16 protein-coding genes are annotated in these 16865 nt (G+C 42.2%); 9 read left to right on the top strand and 7 right to left on the bottom strand.

Annotated elements, in window-relative coordinates:
- Positions 1-40: 40 nt before the first annotated feature.
- The 3 genes from rppH to B0184_RS03595 all read right to left on the bottom strand — a co-directional run bounded on the left by rppH (position 41) and on the right by B0184_RS03595 (position 2938).
- Positions 41-697, bottom strand: coding sequence for an RNA pyrophosphohydrolase (rppH, locus tag B0184_RS03605; RefSeq protein ID WP_005708116.1), 657 nt, complete (start codon positions 695-697; stop codon positions 41-43).
- Positions 698-1215: 518 nt separating this feature from the next.
- Positions 1216-2010 carry a prolipoprotein diacylglyceryl transferase gene (gene lgt, locus B0184_RS03600; protein WP_005708123.1) on the bottom strand — a complete coding sequence of 265 codons (795 nt, stop codon included), beginning with the start codon at positions 2008-2010 and terminating at the stop codon, positions 1216-1218.
- Between the two features lie 136 nt (positions 2011-2146).
- Positions 2147-2938, bottom strand: a complete 792-nt coding sequence (locus tag B0184_RS03595; RefSeq protein WP_005708100.1) for a sulfite exporter TauE/SafE family protein — start codon at positions 2936-2938, stop codon at positions 2147-2149.
- Positions 2939-3123: 185 nt separating this feature from the next.
- Between B0184_RS03595 and napF the strand changes: the two genes are divergently transcribed.
- The 7 genes from napF to B0184_RS03560 all read left to right on the top strand — a co-directional run bounded on the left by napF (position 3124) and on the right by B0184_RS03560 (position 9437).
- Positions 3124-3654, top strand: coding sequence for a ferredoxin-type protein NapF (gene napF / locus B0184_RS03590; RefSeq protein ID WP_005708090.1), 531 nt, complete (start codon positions 3124-3126; stop codon positions 3652-3654).
- A gap of 15 nt (positions 3655-3669) precedes the next feature.
- Positions 3670-3933, top strand: a complete 264-nt coding sequence (locus B0184_RS03585) for a chaperone NapD (protein WP_005708087.1) — start codon at positions 3670-3672, stop codon at positions 3931-3933.
- Positions 3934-3950: 17 nt separating this feature from the next.
- Positions 3951-6452 (top strand): nitrate reductase catalytic subunit NapA, encoded by a 2502-nt coding sequence (gene napA, locus B0184_RS03580; RefSeq protein ID WP_005708076.1) that lies wholly within the window; start codon positions 3951-3953, stop codon positions 6450-6452.
- Positions 6453-6558: 106 nt separating this feature from the next.
- Positions 6559-7464 (top strand): ferredoxin-type protein NapG, encoded by a 906-nt coding sequence (napG, locus tag B0184_RS03575; protein ID WP_005708078.1) that lies wholly within the window; start codon positions 6559-6561, stop codon positions 7462-7464.
- Positions 7464-8360 carry a quinol dehydrogenase ferredoxin subunit NapH gene (gene napH, locus B0184_RS03570; protein WP_005708085.1) on the top strand — a complete coding sequence of 299 codons (897 nt, stop codon included), beginning with the start codon at positions 7464-7466 and terminating at the stop codon, positions 8358-8360. The genes napG and napH overlap by 1 nt, the downstream gene beginning before the upstream one ends.
- A gap of 19 nt (positions 8361-8379) precedes the next feature.
- The gene (locus B0184_RS03565; protein ID WP_005708072.1) at positions 8380-8808 is read left to right on the top strand and encodes a nitrate reductase cytochrome c-type subunit; all 429 of its coding nucleotides are present in this window, start codon (positions 8380-8382) and stop codon (positions 8806-8808) included.
- 11 nt (positions 8809-8819) lie between these two features.
- On the top strand, positions 8820-9437 hold the full coding sequence (locus B0184_RS03560; protein ID WP_005708067.1) for a NapC/NirT family cytochrome c: 618 nt from the start codon (positions 8820-8822) through the stop codon (positions 9435-9437).
- 72 nt (positions 9438-9509) lie between these two features.
- Here the strand turns inward: B0184_RS03560 and B0184_RS03555 are convergent, their stop codons facing one another.
- Positions 9510-9890 (bottom strand): cupin domain-containing protein, encoded by a 381-nt coding sequence (locus tag B0184_RS03555; RefSeq protein ID WP_005708066.1) that lies wholly within the window; start codon positions 9888-9890, stop codon positions 9510-9512.
- Between the two features lie 212 nt (positions 9891-10102).
- Here B0184_RS03555 and gshAB point away from each other — a divergent pair, with 212 nt between their 5' ends.
- Together gshAB and ilvC are read left to right on the top strand one after the other, a co-directional pair.
- A complete protein-coding gene (gene gshAB, locus B0184_RS03550) occupies positions 10103-12388 on the top strand; it encodes a bifunctional glutamate--cysteine ligase GshA/glutathione synthetase GshB (RefSeq protein WP_005708115.1) in 2286 nt (761 codons plus the stop codon).
- Between the two features lie 168 nt (positions 12389-12556).
- Positions 12557-14041: a ketol-acid reductoisomerase gene (gene ilvC / locus B0184_RS03545; RefSeq protein ID WP_005708080.1), complete on the top strand. Its 1485-nt coding sequence runs from the start codon at positions 12557-12559 to the stop codon at positions 14039-14041.
- A gap of 711 nt (positions 14042-14752) precedes the next feature.
- On the opposite strand, the gene rplQ is transcribed toward ilvC, so the two are convergent.
- From rplQ to rpsD, 3 genes are all read right to left on the bottom strand, one after another.
- Complete coding sequence (gene rplQ, locus B0184_RS03540) at positions 14753-15136, bottom strand: 50S ribosomal protein L17 (protein WP_005708118.1); 384 nt, start codon at positions 15134-15136, stop codon at positions 14753-14755.
- 36 nt (positions 15137-15172) lie between these two features.
- Complete coding sequence (locus B0184_RS03535) at positions 15173-16162, bottom strand: DNA-directed RNA polymerase subunit alpha (RefSeq protein ID WP_005708109.1); 990 nt, start codon at positions 16160-16162, stop codon at positions 15173-15175.
- A gap of 64 nt (positions 16163-16226) precedes the next feature.
- The gene (rpsD, locus tag B0184_RS03530) at positions 16227-16853 is read right to left on the bottom strand and encodes a 30S ribosomal protein S4 (RefSeq protein WP_005705947.1); all 627 of its coding nucleotides are present in this window, start codon (positions 16851-16853) and stop codon (positions 16227-16229) included.
- Between the last annotated feature and the right edge of the window lie 12 nt (positions 16854-16865).

Below are 16865 nucleotides of genomic sequence, written 5' to 3'. Positions count from 1 at the left end.
GGCGAATATTCGCCCCGATTTTTTTATGCCATTTGATAAGTTATTTCCGATACCCTTTAGGTCGAGCACCTTTGCGTTTTTTATATTTGAAATGAGCGGGCTTGTCAGACTTTGGCTTATAGACTACAAGCGGTGCTTTTTTTGTATTTTCTTGCAAATGGGCTTTTTCTTTTGGCTTCTCTTCTCGTGGTTTCTCTTCTTTCGGCTTCATAAAAGGTTCGTTTAGCAAAATGCTGGCAAACTCTTTCATCGCTTTGCGATAAACATCGCGCTTAAACGAAACAACTTGACGGACAGGATACCAAAAGCTCACCCAGCGCCAGCCATCAAATTCAGGCGATTTGGTGGTTTTGAGATTGATGCTCGCCTCATCGCCAATAAATTGCAACAAAAACCAACGTTGCTTTTGCCCAATGCAGACGGGCTGATTGCCCGAATTTTCACGCACTAAGCGTCTTGGCAGTTTATATTTCAGCCAATATTTTGATGCCCAAATCAATCGCACATCTTTTCTGGTTAAGCCGACTTCTTCAAAAAGCTCACGGTACATCGCTGTTTCGATGTTTTCGCCTTCGTTAATGCCTCCTTGCGGAAACTGCCACGAATTTTGCCCAAACCGTTTTGCCCAGAGAACCTGCCCGTACTTATTACAGATGACGATACCCACATTCGGGCGATAACCATCGGAATCGATCACTTCATTCCCTATTTCTTATTAAAAAATGGAGAGATTGTTTCATAAATAGCCCATTTAGACAAGCCTAAAACAAATTGGGGATAAAGCTGTGGATAACTTTTAAGATCCTTGTGAAAAAACAGATGATAAATGAGGTAAATCCGCTATTTCATTGACTTTAGAAATAGAGAAAATATCGATCTTCTGGTTTATTTTTATCACTGTATGGATCTTCATTTTTGAACAGAAAATAGAAAGCATCTGGATAACTATCCATTTATCTTTGTTTTCAAAACATAATTTTCGGCTTTATTCATACAAGCAGAAAAATTATCCCCATCAGTTGTGGATAAAAATGTGATAAAAATTCAGAAAGTGAGTGAATAACTTAGATTAACTTTGCAAGCGTATCAAAAAGACCAATGAAAACAAGATCTTATGTAGTGAATAAAAGATGGGGAAAAATAAGGATGCGGAGAGGTTGTTTTTTAATCAATTTTGCAGGCGAGAATTAACCCGCCTGCTGATATTATTTGTATTTATGCTGTTTTGCGTTTATACGCCCAAAGCATAATCACAATCCCACCAATAATCATCGGGAGTGATAACAACTGACCGCGGGTGATTAAGTCAGCTGCGGTGTTTACCGTTGGATCGAAATCGCGCACATATTCCACCAAGAAACGGAACACGCCATAGCCAATCAAGAACAAGCCTGCAACCGAACCCACTGGGCGTGGTTTGCGGATAAACAGATTAAGCATCACAAACAATACTACGCCTTCTAGGAAAAATTCATAAAGCTGTGAAGGGTGGCGTGGTAAATAACCCCCGCTTGGGAACATCACAGCCCAAGGTACGTCTGTTACTCTGCCCCAAAGTTCGTCGTTGATAAAGTTCCCAATTCGCCCAGCCCCTAATCCAAACGGAATAAGGGGTGCAACAAAATCAGCCGTTTGCCAGAATGAGCGATCTTGGCGGCGGGAAACCCAGAGCATAGCAACAATCACGCCAATTAAGCCTCCGTGGAATGACATCCCACCTTCCCAAATGCGGAAAAGATAGAGCGGATCTTGTAAAAAGTGATCGAAGCTGTAAAAGAATACATCGCCAATACGGCCACCCAATACTACGCCCCAAAAGCCTGTGTAAAGCAGTTGATCGACATTTTCGCTTGTCCAAACGCCGTGCGAATTTTTTGCCCGACGCATACCAAGCCAATAGGCAAAACCAAAGCCGATAAGGTACATCAAGCCGTACCAACGCAATGAAATTGGGCCAATGCTGAAAATAATCGGATCGATTTGTGGGAAAGTTAAAAATTGTGAGTTCATAGAGTTCCTTTTTGAATTTTCGTGTAATAAAAATTCTCAAATATTTCCCCTCTTTAGTAAAGAGGGGGGGGAGATTTGGCAGAAGCCAACCTACCCGTATGTAAAGACGGGATTTCTTAGGAAACCCAGTAAATAACTAACTCAAAAATATCTTCACTGCCATCGCAAGTAATAAGCAAGCAAAACCTTTTTTGAGGATAGGTACAGGCAGGCTATTTGCCGCATTGGCTCCAAGTTTTGAGGTAAAAAACGACGTTAACGTAATGCCAACCAGTGCGGGTAAATAGACATAACCAAGTGAAAATTCAGGCAAATCAGGTACATTCCAACCGCTGGCGATAAAACTAAACATTCCCGCCAAGCCTAAAAACGCCCCGCAGAAAGAGGAAGTACCGATTGCGGTTTTCATCTCCACACCGCGGCCATTTAAAAACGGCACGATAAAACCTCCACCGCCAATGCCCGCAATGCTTGAGAGTGCACCAATCACACCACCTGCAATTACCATACTTTTCTGGGTAAGCGGTCGAATTTTACCTGATTTTTTCAAGGAGAAAATCATTCTGCCCGCCATATAGACCACCATCATCGCAAAGAGTTTCTTTGCTAGTTGGGCATCTAAACCACTGATAAATAGCCCACAAAGAAAGACGGAAATCATAATAGAAGGCAGCAACACTTTCGCCACACGCAAATCCACGTTGCCCAATTTATGATGGCGTTGTGCGGAAGAAAAAGCGGTAATGACGATGGTTGCAAAGGAAGTGCCAAGTGCCGCCGACATCAAATGTTCAGGCGGCACGCCCACCATCGGGAAAAGATAAACCAACGCGGGCACAATAATTAGCCCGCCACCAATACCAAATAAACCTGCAAGAAAGCCGATGAATAAGCCGAGTATTAGGCAGCTGATAAAAAAGAGTATCATCATAGTTCCTTCGTTAAAGAATAATTAACAACATTTTAACTTCTTAACGAAATTTTCTCTATCGTTCTTTGATACGTATCAAGAAAAGTGGGAATAGCATTGCAAATACCCCTTTTAGGTAATAAGGTAAAGATTGGAAAGATTGGATAATATCCATCTAATATTTTGTAAGAGAAAAATCTGTTTTGAGTGATTTAACCAATCAATCTTTGCCTCGCCGTGCATTTCTGCGTGGGCAATTTTTAAATACGCTAAAAACAGAACAAGTTGCACTACAAGGTTATCAAGCAATCCGACCACCTTGGGCAGATTTAGCAAATTTCTTGGAAAAATGCACCGCTTGTGGGCAATGTGTATTAGCTTGTGAAACCAAGATTATTAAGCAAGGCACGGGTGGTTTTCCCGAGATAGATTTTACCCTTGGCGACAAAGAGTGCACCTTCTGCGAAAAATGCGTGCAGGCGTGTCCTGAACCAGTTTTCTTACCAACTAGCGAAGCGGCTTGGTTGCATAAGGTGGAAATTTCTGAGCAATGTTTGTTGCAACAAAAAATTGAGTGCCGTTCCTGTGGTGATTACTGCCCTGAGCGAGCGATTCGGTTCCGTCCAAGTTTAGGCGGAATTGCAACGTTATCTTTAGATTTAACCGCTTGTAACGGCTGTGGGGCGTGTTTAAGCGTTTGTCCAACCAAGGCGATTAGCCTTAGTGGTATTTAATTTTAGTGATTTCTGATGAGTCAATTTAGCGAAAACGAAAATTGGTATGTGTGTAGCATTGTGGTGCAAGCCAGACCAGAGAAATTAGAACAAGTGAAAGCCGAGATTTTAGCCATCCCAACGGCGGAAATTCACGGCGAAAAACCCGAAGAAGGGAAGTTGGTAGTCACTCTTGAGAGCAATCACCAATTAGCACTTGCCGATTTAATGGATGAAATTAAAGACATTTCAGGCGTAATTGTGGTGTCGTTAATTTCAAATTATTTAGATGAAAAATAATAGCGTGGGGAAAAACGATGGAACTCAATCGTAGAGATTTTATGAAAGCCAATGCGGCGATGGCAGCAGCGGCAGCGGCAGGAATGACAATTCCTGTCAAAAACGTCTATGCGGAAGATATAGGCATTAAGTGGGACAAAGCCCCGTGCCGTTTCTGCGGAACAGGTTGTAGCGTATTGGTGGGCACCAAAGATGGTCGTGTGGTAGCAACCCAAGGCGACCCAGATGCAGAAGTAAACCGTGGTTTAAACTGTATCAAAGGCTACTTCCTTTCAAAAATTATGTACGGTGCAGACCGTGTACAAACTCCGTTATTACGTATGAAAGATGGTAAATTCCATAAAGAAGGTGACTTTACACCTGTTTCTTGGGATCAAGCTTTCACTATCATGGCGGAAAAAATTAAAGATATCTTGAAGAAAAAAGAACCAAATTCAGTTGGTATGTTCTCTTCAGGTCAAACAACCATCTACGAAGGTTACGCAAAAGTAAAACTTTGGAAAGCTGGTTTCCGTTCTAACACTATCGACCCTAATGCTCGTCACTGTATGGCGTCTGCAGCGGTTGCGTTTATGCGTACATTTGGTATGGATGAACCTATGGGCTGCTATAGTGACATCGAAAAAACTGATGCGTTTGTGCTTTGGGGTTCGAACATGGCAGAAATGCACCCTATTTTATGGAGCCGTATTTCTGATCGTCGTCTTTCTAATGACAAAGTGCGTGTTGTGGTAATGTCTACTTTCGAACACCGCTCATTTGAACTTGCAGATACACCAATTATCTTCAATCCGCATTCAGACCTTGCAATTCTTAACTATATCGCTAACTACATTATCCAAAACGATAAAGTAAACTGGGATTTCGTTAACAAACACACCAAATTTAAACGTGGTGAGACTGACATCGGTTATGGTTTACGTCCAGAACACCCGCTTCAAAAAGCAGCGAAAAACGTGAAAACCGCGGGTAAAATGTACGATTCTGACTTTGAAGAGTTCAAGAAAATCGTTGCACCTTATACGCTTGAAAAAGCACACGAAATTTCTGGAGTGCCAAAAGATCAGCTTGAAACTTTAGCGAAAATGTATGCAGACCCTGATCAAACGATGGTATCTTTCTGGACAATGGGCTTTAACCAACACACTCGTGGTGTATGGGTTAACCAAATGATCTATAACGTACACTTATTAACCGGTAAAATTTCTAAACCTGGTTGTGGACCGTTCTCGCTAACAGGTCAGCCATCAGCTTGTGGTACGGCTCGTGAAGTAGGAACATTCGTTCACCGTTTACCTGCAGATATGGTAGTAACCAATCCGAAACACGTTGAAATTGCTGAGAAAAAATGGAAATTACCAAAAGGCACTATTCCAACTGTACCTGGCTATCCAGCAGTACAACAAAGCCGTGCATTAAAAGATGGCAAATTAAACTTCTTATGGCAAATGTGTACCAACAACATGCAAGGCGGCCCGAATATTAACGATGAGATCTTCCCAGGCTGGCGTAATCCTGAAAACTTCATCGTGGTTTCAGACCCTTACCCATCAGTTTCAGCAGTGGCAGCAGACTTAATCCTGCCAACCTGTATGTGGGTAGAAAAAGAAGGGGGCTACGGTAACGCGGAACGCCGTACTCAATTATGGCGTCAACAGGTGAAAGGTCCAGGTGAATCACGTTCAGACTTATGGCAGATTGTGGAATTCTCTAAATACTTCAAAACTGACGAAGTATGGGGCGAAGAATTATTAGCACAAATGCCTGAATATCGTGGCAAAACGCTTTATGAAGTGCTTTACGAAAATGGTGAAGTAAACAAATTTAAAGTACCAACAGATGTTCCAGGATACATCAATGATGAAGCAGAACACTTCGGCTACTACTTACAAAAAGGCTTGTTTGAAGAATATGCTTCATTCGGTCGCGGTCACGGTCACGACTTAGCCTCATTCGACACTTACCATCAAGTGCGCGGTTTACGCTGGCCAGTAGTGAAAGATGAAAAAACAGGCGAGTTCAAAGAAACCTTATGGCGTTATCGCGAAGGCTTCGACCCGTATGTAAAAGCAGGCGAAGACGTTGCGTTCTATGGTTATCCAGACAAAAAGGCGATCATTTTAGGTGTACCTTATGAAGGTCCTGCGGAAAGCCCAGACGAAGAGTACGATTTATGGCTCTGTACAGGTCGTGTGTTAGAACACTGGCACACAGGCACAATGACTCGTCGTGTTCCTGAATTGCACCGTGCCTTCCCGAATAACTTAGTGTGGATGCACCCAGCGGATGCGAGAAAACGTGGCTTACGTCACGGTGATAAAGTGAAACTCATTACCCGTCGCGGTGAAATGATTTCGCACTTAGACACTCGCGGTCGTAACAAATGTCCAGAAGGTTTGATTTTTACCACCTTCTTCGATGCAGGTCAGTTAGCCAATAAATTAACCTTAGACGCAACTGACCCGATTTCAGGCGAAACCGACTACAAAAAATGTGCGGTGAAAGTGGTTAAGGCATAAATATACCCCCTCTTTAGAAAAGAGGGGAATCTATGACCAAGCGGTCAAAATTTGCAAATCTTTTGCAAAATCCGACCGCTTGAAAACCACGAAAAAAGGAAACGCTATGAAACTAGATCCAAACCGCCGTCAATTTTTGAAAAATGTGACACGAACTGCGGCTGGGGTATGTGGGGCTGGCGTGATTTTAGGGCTACAACAGCAGCAAGCCAAAGCGAAAGAAGGCGTGGCACTTCGCCCTCCTGGAGCGTTGCCTGAAAATGAGTTCTTAGCGGCTTGTACCCGTTGTGGGCAGTGCGTGCAAGCGTGTCCTTACGATATGTTGCACTTGGCTTCACTGATTTCTCCGATGGAAGCTGGGACGCCATATTTCATTGCACGCGATAAGCCTTGCGAAATGTGTCCTGATATTCCTTGTATGAATGCTTGTCCGAGTGGTGCATTAAGCGAAGAGCTTAAAAATATCAACGATGCCCGTATGGGCTTGGCGGTGTTACTTGACCACGAAACCTGCCTCAACTGGCAAGGTTTGCGTTGCGACGTGTGCTACCGAGTTTGTCCGCTGATTGACAAGGCGATTACGCTTGAGAATGTCCATAACGATCGCACAGGCATTCACGCCAAACTGATTCCAACCGTGCATTCTGATGCCTGCACAGGCTGTGGCAAATGCGAGCAGGCTTGTGTGTTGGAAGAGGCAGCAATTAAAGTGCTACCGATGGATTTAGCCAAAGGCTTGCTCGGTCGTCATTACCGCCTCGGCTGGAAAGAGAAACAGAATGCGGGTAAATCTTTAATTGAGGAAAAACACCCTGATGGATTGCGTCCTCAATTTGAAGCGAGAATGCCTGAAGGATTACACGAAGATAGCTACAAACCAATGCAGGTGAAACCAAATCAGAAAGTGGCAACCCCAAGCCGTGCAACGATGGATTATGTACCAAATTCAACTACGGTGCCTGAAGCAGAGCACTTCCCAAATTTGGACTTAAACATTAAGGGGGTTAAATAATGGCAATTGCACCAAAATATACCCCAAACAAACCGAAAGATGCAGGCTTAGAAGCCCGTCAAAAACTCGGTTGGTGGCATGCTTACCGCTTTTTGATTTTACGCAGAATCACCCAACTCAGCATCATTTTGATGTTTTTAAGCGGACCAATGTGGAATTTCTGGATCTTAAAAGGTAATTACAGCTCGAGTATGTTATTCGACACTGTACCACTTACTGATCCACTGATTACCGCAGAAAGTTTAGCCACAGGCTATTTGCCTGAAATGACAACGCTCATCGGGGCATTCATTATCGTGCTGTTTTATGCGGTGGTGGCTAGCAAAACCTTTTGTAGTTGGGTTTGCCCAATGAATCTGGTTACAGATGCAGCAGCGTGGCTTCGCCGAAAACTTGGGATTCGCCAATCGCTTAAAATTTCCCGTGAATTACGCTATGTGATTCTAGGTGTGATTTTAGTAGGCAGTGCCTTTACAGGCTCGCTATTGTGGGAGTGGATTAACCCTGTTGCTGCATTAGGACGGATTTTCGTTTACGGTTTAGGGGCAACCCTCTGGCTAGTTACGGTAATTTTCCTGTTCGATTTATTGGTTGCTGAACACGGCTGGTGCGGTCATCTCTGCCCGATTGGGGCAATGTATGGACTGATCGGGGCGAAAAGTTTAGTGAAAGTGAATGTGGTGGATCGTGCTCGTTGCGACCGTTGTATGGACTGCTACAACGTTTGCCCAGAACCCCAAGTGCTACGCATTCCCTTGCACGGCAAGCCTGAAGATAGCCCGATTGTGTTGGCAAAAGATTGTATTACTTGCGGACGTTGTATTGACGTTTGCGCTGAAAATGTTTTTGCATTTGGTTCTCGGTTTGAGAAGCAGATTAACATTAAAAATTTGTAAAATTGTAATGGAGTGATTTATGAAAAAATTCCTTGCTGTAATGCTTGTCGCACTTTCGGGTGTGGCTTTAGCAGATGCCCCAAAAGTGGCAAATAATATTGAAGGTGCGACAGAAAGCATCGCCCCAGCCTTTACCTCCCCTCCTAAAGATGTGGGCAATATTCCGATTACCTTCCCACATCAACCGCCACTTGTGCCACATAGTGTTCGTGGTTTACAAGTAACGAAAAACGCCAACCAATGTTTGGGTTGCCACTCACCTGATGTTGCCCCAACTACAGGTGCACCACGTGTGCCAGAAAGCCACTTTTTAACACGTGATGGACAAAAAACGGAAGGTACATCACCGCGCCGTTACTTCTGCTTACAATGCCACGTGCAACAAGCAAACGTAAACCCAATTATTCAAAACAAATTTGACGCTATTCGTCAGGCACAAGGTAAATAAGGAGCAAGACCATGATTAAATCAAGCATTCAGAAAGTTTGCCGTTGGTTACGCTCTCCGAGCAAAATGGCAATTGGTGGGGTTATTTTATTAACTATCATTGGTACTATCGTTGGAACTAACCTGTTTAATGCAGGAATGGCAACAACCAATACAGAGCAATTCTGCTCAGACTGTCATACTAATGACGTTGTACCTGAGTACCAAGCGTCAATCCACTTTAGTAACCGTTCAGGTGTGAAAGCAATTTGTTCAGACTGCCACGTACCACACGAATTTGTACCAAAAATGATTCGTAAAATGCAGGCATCAACTGAAGTTTATGCTCACTTTACAGGTAAAGTAGATACCAAAGAGAAATTCGAAGCACACCGCTTAGAAATGGCAGAACGCGAATGGGCACGTATGAAAGCCAACAATTCCAAAGAATGTCGTAACTGCCACAACTTTGATGATATGGACTTCACCCAACAAAAAACCGTAGCACAGCAAATGCACGCTTTGGCACAAGAGCAAAACAAAACCTGTATCGACTGCCACAAAGGGATTGCTCACAATCTTCCACATATGGAAAAAGTACAAAAATCCTTTATTCCTGCGGATATGATTAAAGCGGAAGAGAAAAAATAGGTCTAAACGCTTAAAACAACAAGCGGTTCAATTTGGTAAAAGTTTTACCATTTTGAACCGCTTTTGCTTTAATTAGTGTTTGTGATCGTGATGATGCTCATGTGGGGCATTATCTACCTCAACTAAAGTCACCATAATAACTGAGTCCTCTGCAGCTTCGCCTTGAATAAAATATTTTCCATCAAAGTTAAGCACTTGCCCTACGTTGATTTCATGTTTTTCATTGTCATTCAATACCACATTCATTTTTCCGCTTAGTACGGTAAAAATCACACTATCGCCTTCGTGGTTATGACGTTTTAGTTGCTCTCCTTTCTTCAAGGCTTTTTTCACCACGGTAAACTGTTCCGTTTGCATAATTTTACCGAAGCCATCTTTTACTACACCAATATCTGCTTGTGCAATAGAGGCAATACCAAAGCTAAGTAATGAGGCTAATAACACTTTTTTCATAACAAGTCTCCTTTTGTGTTTTGAATTAGACGCACTAATTCTGACACTTTTACTCAACTATTTCAATGCAAATTATTCTCAAATATAAAAAGCAAACCTTGATATAACCCAAAATTCTATTCCGTTCCATTTGCTTATAAACCCGAGCAATTTACTCTACCTTTAATTGTGCTATGATGTGGACAATAATTTTCCTCTTAAAAGGACACACAATGAAATTACAGCAATGGATTAAGCAAAATCAGTTGGGATTACTGTTTCAACAAGGCAGTTTTGGCTTGGAAAAAGAGAGCCAACGTATTGATGAAAACGGCAATATCGTCACTACACCTCACCCTACGGTGTTTGGTAATCGTTCCTACCACCCCTACATTCAAACCGATTTTGCAGAAAGCCAGCTTGAGCTGATTACCCCACCAAATGGCAAACTTGAAGACAGCCTGCGTTGGCTTTCTGCCATTCACGAAGTGGTGTTGCGTTCTCTGCCTGAACAGGAATACATTTTCCCGTTCAGTATGCCAGCAGGTTTGCCGCCTGAAAATGCGATCCAAGAAGCCCAGCTCGACAACATCGAAGATGTGAAATATCGCGAACATCTTTCCACCAACTACGGCAAATATAAACAGATGGTGAGTGGCATTCATTACAACTTCCAGCTCTCGCCTGAATTTGTGAAAGCAGTATTCAGCTTACAAAATGAGTATACGGAACTCAAAGATTTCCAAAACGCCTTATATATGAAATTGGCGAATAATTTCCTCCGTTATCAATGGATTTTGGTCTATCTGCTGGCAGCAACGCCAATGGTGGAAGCAAATTATTTTTCGCGAAATGGTGTTGAAAATTCACCGCTTGCAGAAGGGCAACTGGTGCGGAGTTTACGTTCTAGCCCTTATGGTTATGTCAATTCGCCTGATGTAGTGGTGAACCACGACAGCCTTGAAAGCTATGTGGAAACCTTAGAAGAACAAGTGAAAGCAGGTCGCCTGATTGCGGAAAAAGAGTTCTATTCCAACGTGCGCTTGCGTGGGGCGAAAAAGGCACGCGAATTACTGGAAAAAGGCGTGCAATATGCCGAATTCCGCCTATTTGACTTAAACCCGCTTGAGCCGTATGGAATTAGCTTGGCAGATGCGAAATTTATCCACGGCTTCTTGCTGGGAATGCTTTGGCTGGATGAAACAAGCGGTCAAAAAGAGGTAGAACTTGGCAAACAGCGTTTGTATCAAGTTGCCCTTGAAGATCCGCGTGAGCCAACAGCGTTCCAGGCGGAAGGCGAAGCGGTGTTACGCCAAATTATTGAGATGTTGAAAACCATCAATGCGGACAAAAGTGTGGTAAAAACTGCGGAAGAAAAATTGGCACAGCTTGCCAACCCAAGCCAAACTGTGAACGGCAAACTGCTGAAAGCAATTGAGCAAGCAGGCAGTTACAAAGCCCTTGGTGCAAGCCTTGCGAAGCAGTACAAGGCCCAAGCCTTTGAGCGTTTTTATGCACTTTCTGCATTCGACAATATGGAGCTTTCCACCCAAGCGTTGCTATTCGATTTGATTCAACAAGGCATCAGCACCGAAATTCTGGACGAAAACGATCAGTTTCTTGCTCTTAAATTTGGCGATCATCTCGAATACGTCAAAAACGGTAATATGACCAGCCACGATCAATACATCTCGCCGCTGATTATGGAAAACAAAGTGGTGACTAAAAAAGTGTTGGCGAAAGCGGGCTTTAACGTGCCGAAAAGCGTGGAATTTACCAGCGCTGAACAAGCGGTGGCGCATTATCCGTTGTTTGAAGGCAGATCGGTGGTGATTAAGCCGAAATCAACCAACTACGGCTTAGGTATTACGATTTTCCAACAAGGCGTAACCAACCGCGAAGACTTCGCTAAAGCGATTGAAATTGCTTTCCGCGAAGATAAAGAAGTGATGGTGGAAGATTATTTGGTTGGCACAGAATATCGTTTCTTCGTGCTAGGTGATGAAACATTGGCAGTATTACTCCGCGTGCCTGCAAATGTCGTAGGCGACGGAGTGCAAACAGTGCGTGAATTAGTGGCAGCGAAAAATACCGATCCACTGCGTGGCGACGGCTCCCGTTCACCACTGAAAAAAATTGCCTTGGGAGACATTGAATTGTTGCAGCTCAAAGAACAAGGTTTAACGCTAGAGAGCGTGCCTACAAGCGGTCAAATTGTGCAACTGCGTGCCAATTCCAATATCAGCACGGGGGGTGATTCTATTGATATGACCGACCAAATGCATGACAGCTACAAACAACTTGCCGTCGGCATCGCCCACGCCATGGGTGCGAAAGTGTGCGGTGTGGATTTGATTATTCCTGATTTAACCAAGCCAGCAGAAGCATCGCTTAGCTCGTGGGGCGTGATTGAAGCCAACTTCAACCCAATGATGATGATGCACATCTTCCCCTATCAAGGCAAATCAAGAAGGCTGACCAAGAATGTGATTAAGATGTTGTTTCCTGAAGTGAAATAGTGATAACAAAAAGTGCGGTTATTTCTAACCAACCTTCAGCTTTGTAACGAAAACCAATATTGCAAAAAATGCAATATAAAATCGCAATAATATCAATTTACGCAACCAGATGATTGGACTATACTGCCTCCAACTTAAACAAACCCATTTCAAAGAAGGAATGCAAACATGGCTAATAACTATTTCAACACATTAAATTTACGTCAAAAATTAGACCAATTGGGTCGCTGCCGTTTTATGGATCGCAGCGAATTCGCAGAGGGTTGCGAAGTATTAAAAGATAAAAAAATCGTGATCGTGGGTTGCGGTGCTCAAGGTTTAAACCAAGGTTTAAATATGCGTGATTCTGGCTTAAATATCGCTTACGCATTACGTGCTGAAGCGATTGCAGAAAAACGTGCATCATTCCAACGTGCAACCGAAAACGGTTTCAAAGTTGGTACTTACGAAGAGTTAATTCCAACTGCAGATTTAGTGATTAACTTAACCCCAGACAAACAACACTCTAAAGTTGTTGCAGATGTGATTCCTTTAATGAAACAAGGTGCGGCATTCGGTTATTCACACGGTTTCAACATTGTTGAAGTGGGCGAAGAGATCCGTAAAGACATTACTGTGGTAATGGTAGCACCAAAATGCCCAGGTACTGAAGTGCGTGAAGAATACAAACGTGGTTTCGGTGTGCCAACATTAATCGCGGTTCACCCTGAAAACGATCCGCAAGGTGAAGGCTTAGCGATTGCAAAAGCGTGGGCATCAGCAACTGGCGGTGATCGTGCAGGCGTGTTAGAGTCTTCATTTGTGGCAGAAGTAAAATCTGACTTAATGGGTGAGCAAACTATTCTTTGCGGTATGTTACAAGCAGGTTCAATCGTGTGCTACGACAAATTAGTGGCAGACGGTAAAGACCCTGCATACGCAGGCAAATTAATCCAATACGGTTGGGAAACCATCACTGAAGCGTTAAAACAAGGCGGCATCACACTCATGATGGATCGCTTATCAAATAGTGCGAAAATCCGTGCCTTTGAATTAGCAGAGCAAATCAAAGAGCAATTAAACTTCTTATACTTAAAACATATGGATGACATCATCAGCGGCCACTTCTCTGCAACAATGATGGCAGACTGGGCGAACGGCGACAAAGATTTATTCGCATGGCGTGAAGCCACAGGCAAAACTGCATTCGAAAACGCACCAAAAGCAGACGGTATCAAAATTTCTGAACAAGAATACTTCGATAACGGTGTAGTGATGGTTGCAATGGTGAAAGCGGGCGTAGAAATGGCGTTCGATGCAATGGTAGCAAGTGGCATCTACGAAGAATCTGCATACTATGAGTCATTACACGAATTACCGTTAATCGCAAATACTATCGCACGTAAACGTTTATATGAAATGAACGTGGTAATTTCAGACACTGCGGAATACGGTAACTACTTATTTGCAAACGTAGCAACCCCAATTCTTGCAGAGCAATTAATTCCAACCTTACAAAAAGGTGACTTAGGCGAACCAACGCCAGCGGTTGAAATTGATAACGTGTACTTACGCGACATCAACGATGCAATCCGCAACCACCCTGTTGAGTTAATCGGTCAGGAATTACGCGGTTATATGACAGATATGAAACGTATTGCTGTAGCTGGCTAATCTAATTAGTAAAACATCCTAAGAAAACCACCGCTTGTTGTGAAACAAGCGGTGGTTTTTTAATTTCCAATCCCACAGCATCTATATAAAATTGCTCCATATGTATCTATTCATTTTTACCATTGCTTGTTATTGAATATAGATAGGTTTGTAGTAGACATCCCTAATAGAACAAAGCATTACTAAAACACAAAAATAACAGATAAAAAACGCAATATTAATGATAAGCGTCAATGCTATTTAAAAAGACTTTGCCAATATATCTGTATCGCCTAGATTAAACATTAAGATTTATGGAAGTGATTGATAAGCGTATTTCCAGAAGTGCAACTAATCTAAGTTCTTATTAAATCTAATTATTGCCTAAAGAAAAACATTTTATGATGGGTGATACAGAAATATCGTTGAAGATGATGTTTCCTACCATTCTTTTAAATTTCTGTATTTAAGCGATAAGGGAATTTTTTTTATTCACATTGCAAAAATAGGCTTAGGTTCTTTTACTATAAAACTCTAGCATTTTCTTACCAACAATTTTGTCTATTAGCATTATCTAACTACGATACTCCTCTCGATTACGGCAAAATAGGCTACATCAAAAAAGCAAGCTCAAGTCTTATTATGCATCCCTATATCAATAAAAAGCATAAAAAAGGTTGATTCTGGAATACCAAAATCAACCTCTAAAAGCTAACTCAATCTGAGTTTAAATTATTCTGCAGCTTCAGCTGAAACTTCAGGACGATCTACAAGCTCAATGTATGCCATTGGAGCGTTGTCGCCTGCACGGAAACCACATTTTAAGATACGAGTATAACCACCCGCACGTTGTGCAAAACGTGGACCTAATTCATTGAATAATTTAGCAACTGTTTCAATGTTGCGTGTACGAGCAAAAGCTAAACGACGGTTTGCAACGCTGTCTTCTTTTGCTAAAGTAATTAATGGTTCAACTACACGACGTAACTCTTTAGCTTTAGGCAATGTTGTTTTGATGATTTCGTGTTCAACTAAAGAACTTGCCATATTACGGAACATCGCTTGGCGATGGCTGCTGTTACGGTTTAATTGACGTCCACTCTTACGATGGCGCATAACCTATTCCTTCTTAGAAAATCTATTGACCCGAAATTAGTCTTCAGCAATGCTTGCTGGTGGCCAATTTTCAAGGCGCATACCCAGTGATAAGCCACGAGAAGCGAGAACATCTTTAATCTCTGTAAGTGATTTCTTACCAAGATTAGGCGTTTTTAATAACTCAACTTCTGTACGTTGTACTAAATCACCGATATAGTGAATTGTCTCTGCTTTCAAACAGTTAGCAGAACGAACTGTTAATTCAAGATCATCAACTGGACGGAGTAAAATCGGATCAAACTCTGGTTTCTCTTCTTTCACTTCTGGTTGACGAACATCACGTAAATCAACAAATGCGTCTAACTGTTCAGCTAAAATCGTTGCAGCACGACGGATGGCTTCTTCTGGATCGATTGTGCCATTTGTTTCCATCTCAATAACGAGTTTATCTAAGTCTGTACGTTGTTCAACACGAGCAGCTTCTACATTGTAAGCAATGCGATCAATTGGGCTGAAACGTGCATCTACAAGTAAACGACCGATAGGACGATCATCGTCTTGAGTGTGTACACGAGCTGATGCTGGTACATAACCACGACCACGTTGTACGCGAATACGCATATTGATGGTCGCATTTTTATCTGTCAAATGACAGATAACGTGGTTAGGATTTACAATTTCAACATCACCATCGTGTGTAATGTCGCCTGCAGTCACAGGGCCAATTCCAGATTTAGTCAGTGTCAAAACAATATCATCTTTGTTTTGCACTTTTACCGCTAGACCTTTAAGGTTTAACAATACTTCAAGAATATCTTCTTGTACGCCTTCCTTGCTGCTGTATTCATGCAATACACCATCAATTTCAACTTCAGTGACGGCACAACCTGGCATTGACGAAAGTAAAATGCGACGGAGTGCGTTACCTAATGTATGGCCAAAACCACGTTCTAACGGCTCTAGGGTCACTTTTGCGTGAGTTAAACTAATTTGTTCAATATTCACTAAGTGCGGCTTTAAAAATTCTGTCACAGAACCCTGCATTTTATCCTCTCTTTGTTTATAAGCTTACTAATAATTAAATAATATATGTTAAATAAATTAACTATTATTTAGAGTAAAGCTCAACGATCAGATGTTCATTGATGTCTGCTGATAAATCAGAGCGTTCAGGGGTACGTTTAAATACACCTTCCATTTTAGTTGCATCAACTTCCAACCAAGTTGGTTTTTCACGTTGAGTAGCTAATTCTAATGACGCTTTAATACGTGCTTGTTTTTTAGATTTTTCACGAACAGCAACTACATCATCAACAGAAACTTGGAATGAAGGAATATTTACTACACGACCGTTTACTACGATAGATTTGTGGCTTACTAATTGACGTGCTTCAGCACGAGTAGCTGCAAAACCCATACGATAAACTACGTTGTCTAAACGACCTTCTAATAATACTAATAAGTTCTCACCCGTATTACCTTTTAAGCGGTTAGCTTCTTTGTAATAGTTGCGGAATTGACGCTCTAAGATACCATAGATGCGGCGAACTTTTTGTTTTTCACGTAACTGACTACCATAGTCAGATAAACGTGGCTTACGAGCACCGTGTTGACCTGGTGCTACATCAAGTCTATTTCTACATTTTGATTCAATCGCACGAACGCCTGATTTTAAGAATAAATCAGTACCTTCACGACGGCTTAGCTTGAGCTTAGGACCCAAATATCTTGCCATTTTCTTTCTCCA

It is taken from the genome of Haemophilus paraphrohaemolyticus (genome assembly GCF_002015045.1).
Taxonomy (GTDB): Bacteria; Pseudomonadota; Gammaproteobacteria; order Enterobacterales; family Pasteurellaceae; genus Haemophilus_A; species Haemophilus_A paraphrohaemolyticus.
This window is presented reverse-complemented; position numbering and strand designations above follow the sequence as displayed.

Bases quoted from the DNA above. Each gene is read 5' to 3' on its own strand.
- lgt (WP_005708123.1), bottom strand. From the start codon at position 2,010: ATGAACTCACAATTTTTAACTTTCCCACAAATCGATCCGATTATTTTC.
- B0184_RS03595 (WP_005708100.1), bottom strand. From the start codon at position 2,938: ATGATACTCTTTTTTATCAGCTGCCTAATACTCGGCTTATTCATCGGC.
- B0184_RS03585 (WP_005708087.1), top strand. From the start codon at position 3,670: ATGAGTCAATTTAGCGAAAACGAAAATTGGTATGTGTGTAGCATTGTG.
- napA (WP_005708076.1), top strand. From the start codon at position 3,951: ATGGAACTCAATCGTAGAGATTTTATGAAAGCCAATGCGGCGATGGCA.
- napG (WP_005708078.1), top strand. From the start codon at position 6,559: ATGAAACTAGATCCAAACCGCCGTCAATTTTTGAAAAATGTGACACGA.
- napH (WP_005708085.1), top strand. From the start codon at position 7,464: ATGGCAATTGCACCAAAATATACCCCAAACAAACCGAAAGATGCAGGC.
- B0184_RS03565 (WP_005708072.1), top strand. From the start codon at position 8,380: ATGAAAAAATTCCTTGCTGTAATGCTTGTCGCACTTTCGGGTGTGGCT.
- B0184_RS03560 (WP_005708067.1), top strand. From the start codon at position 8,820: ATGATTAAATCAAGCATTCAGAAAGTTTGCCGTTGGTTACGCTCTCCG.
- B0184_RS03555 (WP_005708066.1), bottom strand. From the start codon at position 9,890: ATGAAAAAAGTGTTATTAGCCTCATTACTTAGCTTTGGTATTGCCTCT.
- gshAB (WP_005708115.1), top strand. From the start codon at position 10,103: ATGAAATTACAGCAATGGATTAAGCAAAATCAGTTGGGATTACTGTTT.
- ilvC (WP_005708080.1), top strand. From the start codon at position 12,557: ATGGCTAATAACTATTTCAACACATTAAATTTACGTCAAAAATTAGAC.
- rplQ (WP_005708118.1), bottom strand. From the start codon at position 15,136: ATGCGCCATCGTAAGAGTGGACGTCAATTAAACCGTAACAGCAGCCAT.
- B0184_RS03535 (WP_005708109.1), bottom strand. From the start codon at position 16,162: ATGCAGGGTTCTGTGACAGAATTTTTAAAGCCGCACTTAGTGAATATT.
- rpsD (WP_005705947.1), bottom strand. From the start codon at position 16,853: ATGGCAAGATATTTGGGTCCTAAGCTCAAGCTAAGCCGTCGTGAAGGT.